This window comes from Alcanivorax sp. HI0083 (assembly GCF_001635175.1).
In genome coordinates this window covers 1-5845 of record NZ_LWFX01000964.1, presented here as the reverse complement: position 1 = coordinate 5845, position 5845 = coordinate 1, and the positions used below count along the sequence as shown (strand labels likewise).

At 61.8% G+C, this 5845-nt stretch carries 4 protein-coding genes and 1 pseudogene; all 5 read left to right on the top strand.

The features are described 5' to 3' along the window. Positions 1-544: pseudogene (locus A3754_RS11155) on the top strand (nitrite reductase (NAD(P)H)); the annotation flags it as partial. A 3-nt stretch (positions 545-547) separates the two neighbouring features. Then, positions 548-892 (top strand): nitrite reductase small subunit NirD, encoded by a 345-nt coding sequence (nirD, locus tag A3754_RS11150; protein ID WP_063519742.1) that lies wholly within the window; start codon positions 548-550, stop codon positions 890-892. A gap of 25 nt (positions 893-917) precedes the next feature. Then, the gene (locus A3754_RS11145) at positions 918-2198 is read left to right on the top strand and encodes an NAD(P)/FAD-dependent oxidoreductase (protein WP_063519741.1); all 1281 of its coding nucleotides are present in this window, start codon (positions 918-920) and stop codon (positions 2196-2198) included. After that, positions 2195-4855: a nitrate reductase gene (locus A3754_RS11140; RefSeq protein WP_063519740.1), complete on the top strand. Its 2661-nt coding sequence runs from the start codon at positions 2195-2197 to the stop codon at positions 4853-4855. The genes A3754_RS11145 and A3754_RS11140 overlap by 4 nt, the downstream gene beginning before the upstream one ends. 86 nt (positions 4856-4941) lie before the next feature. Further along, a complete protein-coding gene (locus A3754_RS11135) occupies positions 4942-5793 on the top strand; it encodes a peroxiredoxin (protein WP_063519739.1) in 852 nt (283 codons plus the stop codon). Positions 5794-5845: the final 52 nt, after the last annotated feature.

The following is a 5845-nucleotide window of genomic DNA, read 5'->3' as shown; positions in this document are numbered from 1 at the left end:
CAAGGGCTTGCGCAGCCCACACAAGATCAAGATGGCAGTGAGTGGTTGTACCCGCGAGTGCGCGGAAGCGCAAAGCAAGGACGTGGGCGTGATCGCCACCGAGAAAGGCTGGAACCTGTATGTGTGTGGTAACGGCGGCATGCGTCCGCGCCACGCGGATCTGTTCGCGTCGGATCTCACCGATGAGCAGCTGATCAAGACCATCGACCGTTTCCTGATGTTCTACATCAAAACGGCGGACCGCCTGCAGCGCACCAGCGTCTGGCTGGAAAACCTGGAAGGCGGGCTGGATTACCTGAAAGACGTGATCCTGAATGATTCGCTGGGTATGGGCGACGAACTTGAAGCGCAGATGCAGCACGTGATCGAGACGTATCAGTGTGAGTGGAAGTCCACCATCGAGGATCCGGAAGCGGTGAAGCGCTTTAACCACTTCATCAATGAGACCGCCGAAGCGGATGACAACCTGGCCTACGTGCGTGAGCGCGGCCAGCGCCGTCCCGCCTATGAGCATGAACGCATCGAACTGGTCGAGGAGGCGTAAGCCATGAACAGCGCAGTGACCGTAGAATGGAAAGCAATCTGCAGCGTTGACGACGTATTGCCGGGCACTGGAGTGGGCGTGCGTCTGCCCTCCGGGCAGGCAGCACTGTTCCGCACCCGTGATGGCAATTTCTATGCGTTGGACAACATGGACCCGTTTAGCCATGCCAACGTGCTCAGCCGGGGGCTATTGGGCTCATTGGGTGACAAGCGCGTTGTTGCCTCACCGCTCTACAAACAGCACTTCGACCTGGAAACCGGGCAATGCATCGAAGACGACAGCGTCAAGCTGACCGTGTACCCGGTGCGTGTGCAAGGTGATGTGATCGAACTGGCCACCCCGGCCTGAAACAACTCCACAGGGCGACGTGCGAATGAAGCGACTGGTTGTAGTGGGTAATGGCATGGCGGCTTGCCGCCTGCTGGAAGAGCTGACCCGCCTGGCACCGGATCTGTATCAGATCACGGTGGTGGGGGATGAGCCCTTCGCCGGTTATAACCGCGTCATGTTGTCGCCGCTGCTGGGCGGTGGCACCGATGAGAAAACCATTACCACGCACCCCCACCAGTGGTATCGCGATCGCAATATTCGCTTGATTACCGGCACCCCGGTGGTAGCGATTCATCGCCGCCGGCGGCAGGTGGAAACCGCCGCCGGGCATCGGCTGGATTACGACCGGTTGTTGCTGGCCACGGGGGCCGCGCCACGCCAGTTGCCGGTGGAAGGCGTCACCCTGGATGGCGTTGTCAGTTTTCGGGATCTCTACGACGTGCGCCGGTTGTTGTCGCTTTCGGCCGCCCGGGTGGTGGTCGTGGGCGGCGGCTTTTTGGGGCTGGAAGCGGCGGATGCGCTGGTGAAGCAGGGGCACGATGTGACTCTGGTCCACAGCCGCGGCTACTTGCTCAACCAGCAGCTGGACGAAAGCGCAGGGCATCGCCTGCAACAGGATCTGGAAGCCCGTGGGCTCAAGTTTGTGATGCAGGCGCGCACCCAGTCCATCGAAGGCACTTGCTTGGAAGAAAGCCGGGAAGAAGGCGGCCGAGGCCGTGTGGCTGCGGTGCATCTTGCCGACGGCCAGCGGTTGCCGGCGGATTATGTGGTGCAGGCGGTGGGCATTGTGCCCCGTGCCGAGCTGGCCGCCAGTGCCGGGCTGACCGTGAATCAGGGGGTGCGGGTGGACGACACCCTGCAGACCTTTGATCCGGCCATCTATGCCATTGGTGAGTGTGTGGAGCACCGCGAGCGCACCTTTGGCCTGGTGGCCCCGCTGTATGAGCAAGCGGCGGTCTGTGCCAGCCACCTGGCGGAACTGGGACACCGCCGTTATCTGTACGCGGATTCCGCCACACGGTTGAAAATTTCCGGTATCGATCTGGTGTCCTGTGGCGATTTTCTCGGTGACCGGGATAAAGGAACAGAGCAGGGGGAAACCCTGCAGCTGAATCTGCCCGGCAGCTACCGGCGTGTACAGATTCGCGATAACCGTGTGGTCGGCATGGTGCTGTACGGCGATGTGTCTGACGCCCCGTTTTTCGAAAAACTGTGGAAGGAAAACACCGATATCAGCGCGCTGCGTGAAACCCTGTTGCTGGGCGAGGCTTTCTGCAAACGCCCCGGCGACAGTGATCAGAATTCGGAGGAAATCGCTGCGTGAATGCTGAAGCGAGAGCCCAAAAAGCGGTGGCAACGAACGCCGGTACAGCCATCTGCACAACGTGCCCGTACTGCGGCGTTGGTTGTGGTATCCGCACCGACGGCGTCACCCTGAAAGGGGACACGCAGCACCCGGCCAATGCCGGGCGGCTCTGCGTCAAAGGTTCATCGGTACTGGAAACCCTGGGTGATCAGGATCGCCTGCTGAATCCGGAAGTGGATGGCGAGGTGGTGTCCTGGGATCAGGCGCTGGATGAAGTGGCAGGGCGGCTCCGCCGCATCGTCGACGAACACGGCCCGGATGCCGTGGCGTTCTACGTTTCCGGCCAGCTGCTGACAGAAGATTATTACGTGGCCAACAAGCTGATGAAGGGCTACATCGGCAGCGCCAATATCGATACCAATTCGCGCCTGTGCATGAGCAGCGCTGTGGTTGCCCACAAGCGGGCGTTTGGTGAAGACGTGGTGCCCGGCTGCTACGAAGACCTGGAGCTGGCGGATCTGGTTATCCTCACCGGGTCCAATACCGCCTGGGCACATCCCATCGTGTACCAGCGCATCGTGGCCGCCAAACAGGCGCGCCCGGACATGAAAGTGGTGGTCATCGACCCGCGCCGCACTGCCACTTGCGATCTGGCCGACCTGCATCTGGCCATTCGCCCGGGGCAGGACGTGCCGCTGTTCAATGGCCTGCTCACCTGGCTGGATGACAACCAGGCGCTGGACCAGGCCTACATCGACGCCCACACCGAAGGCTTTCAGGCGACCCTGGAAACCGCCCGCAGCCAGGGCAACGATTGGGAGGCACTGGCCGCAAAGATGGGCGTGAGCAAGGTGGACCTGACCACGTTTTACCACTGGTTCGCCGCCTGCGAGCGCACGGTTACCGTGTTTTCCCAGGGCGTGAACCAGGCCCGCAATGGGTCTGACCAGGGCAATGCCATTATCAATGCCCACCTGGCCACCGGCCGTGTCGGCAAGCCTGGTGCCAGCCCGTTTTCCATCACCGGGCAACCCAACGCCATGGGCGGCCGGGAAGTGGGGGGGCTGGCCAATCAGCTGGCGGTGCATCTGGATATCGACAACCCGGCGCACCACGCCGCCGTGGCGGACTTCTGGCAGGCGCCGGCGTTGGCCACGAAAAATGGTCTTACAGCGGTTGAGCTGTTCGAGGCAGTTTCCAGCGGCGAGGTGAAAGCCGTGTGGATCATGGCCACCAACCCGGTGGACTCCCTCCCGGAAGCGGACAAGGTCCGCCAGGCACTGATGGCCTGCGACACCGTGGTGGTGTCCGACTGCGTAGCCAGCGGTGACACGCTCGCCTGCGCGGATATTCGCTTGCCGGCGCTGGGCTGGGGCGAGAAATCCGGCATGGTCACCAACTCCGAGCGCTGCGTATCGCGCCAGCGGCCCTTTGTGCCTGCCCCGGGGCAAGCGAAAGCAGACTGGTGGATCATTACCGAAGTGGCGCAGCGCATGGGCTTTGCCGACGCCTTTCCCTACCAGCATGAGCACGACATTTTTGCCGAGTACTCGGCGCTCACCGCGGTGGCCGGCCAATTTGGCAAGCGGCTGGATTTGACCGGGGCTGCGGAGCTGAGCGCCGACCAATATGCCCAGTGGCAGCCACAGCAGTGGCCGCTTAACGGCGACCCTCGCTGCTATGCCGACGGCCAGTTTTCTACTCCCAGTGGCCGGGCCCGTTTTGTGAGCTGCGACAATCCGCCCGTGCGCCAGATCGGCGATGCCTTCCCGATTATTCTCAATAGCGGGCGGATTCGGGACCAGTGGCACACCATGACGCGCACCGGCCGTGCCGGGCGCCTGTTTGCCCACCTCAGCGAGCCCTTTGCGGCGTTGCATCCCCAGGATATAGAGCGTTACCGGCTGCAGGAGGGCGGCTTCGTGCGCCTGACCAGCCGTGTCGGTGATGCGTTGGTGCGGGTCACCCGCGATACCGGGCAGCGCCCCGGCACCGCGTTCATGCCCATGCACTGGACCGATCAGTTTTCTCGCCGCGCCCGGGTGGATGCCCTGGTGCCGGCACGTCTGGATCCGCATTCCGGCCAGCCGGCGTTCAAGCATACGCCGGTCAATGTCAGCGACTGGCAACCCCGCTGGCATGGCTGGTTGTTCACGGCGGCGTCCCCACCCGCCGTGGAGTACTGGGCCCGAGTTCCCGTCGATGCATTTTTGCAGGCGGGCCAGGTACAGCGCTATCGGCTGGCCGGCGATGCGGACCTAACCGAACAACAGCTCCACGACTGGTTGCCGCAGGCGGCCCAGTGGCTGGCGCTGAACGATCCCGCCACCGGGCATTACCGGCGCGCGGCGCTGGACAAGGACGGCCGCTTGCTGGCCTGGCTGGCCATTGGTGAAACCTTGCCGGTGTGCGATGTGGATTGGTTGGCAGATTGTTTTGCTGACGATGCGGATATCCAGCACCTGGCGATCCTGGCCGGGCAACCGGCGGATGCTGGGCCAGACCTGGGGCCGGTGATTTGCAGCTGCTTCCAGGTCCGTCAGAAAACCATCGAGGCTGTGGTGGAAGAGGGCGCGGACTCCGTGGAAGCCATTGGCAAAGGCTGCCAGGCGGGCACCAACTGTGGCTCCTGTATTCCGGAGCTGCGGGGCTTGCTGGAAACCTGCACCACCTGATTATCCGTTTCTCCGCCCGCGTTATTAAGGTTGTAACGCGGGTGCCCGTTTCGCATCTTATCCACTGATTCGAAACGGGAACGACGATGAAAAGCCTTAAATCACTGTTTATCTCCACGTTTATTTCCCTGGCGGTGTTCACCACCGGCATGGCGCTCTGGCAGCTGTTTACCGGTGGCGGTTGGCCGTGGGTGGTATTGCTGCTGACCTGTGTCCCCTCGGTGGGATTCTTCAGTTATCTGTTCGTATGGAAACCGGCGCGCACCAGCGAGAACCTGCCAACGGTATTTTGGCCCACCTTGCTGGGGACGCTGGCGGTCATCAGCCTGGCATTGGCCGGGCAGGCCTGTGTGGTGATGGTTAGCCTGGCGCTTCTCAACCTGATCGGGGTGCACGCTTATATCCGCTGGTATAGCCGCTACGGCACTCGCGAGGCGAATGTGGCACTGGGTGAACCGTTGCCGGCCGTCACTTTCACGAACTTGGAGGGCAAGCCGGTAACCGTGGCGGATTACGCGGGCAAGCCAATGGTGATGCTGTTCTTCCGCGGCAACTGGTGCCCGTTGTGTATGGCACAGATTCGTGAAGTGGCAGCGCAATATCAGTCGTTGCAGGATCAGGGTGTACGGGTGGCGTTGATCAGCCCGCAGTCCCACAGCCAATCTGCGGATCTGGCAAAGCAATTTCAGGTGGATTTTGAATACCTGCGCGATGATGACAATCAGGCGGCGCGTGCTTTAGGTATTGTCGATGCGGGTGGTACCCCGGCCGGGCTGGAGGCGCTGGGCTACGACAGTGACACCGTTATGCCAACGGTATTTATCGTGGATGGCGAAGGCCGGCTGGTGTATCAGCACCTGACAGACAATTACCGGGTTCGCCCAGAGCCTGATCTGTTTATTCAGGTGTTGCGAGAGAAAGGATTAATAGACGGTTAAAGGCAGGGGTGAGCTAAGAGCTACGCTCGCTTCGATAAAGAAAGGCGGAAAA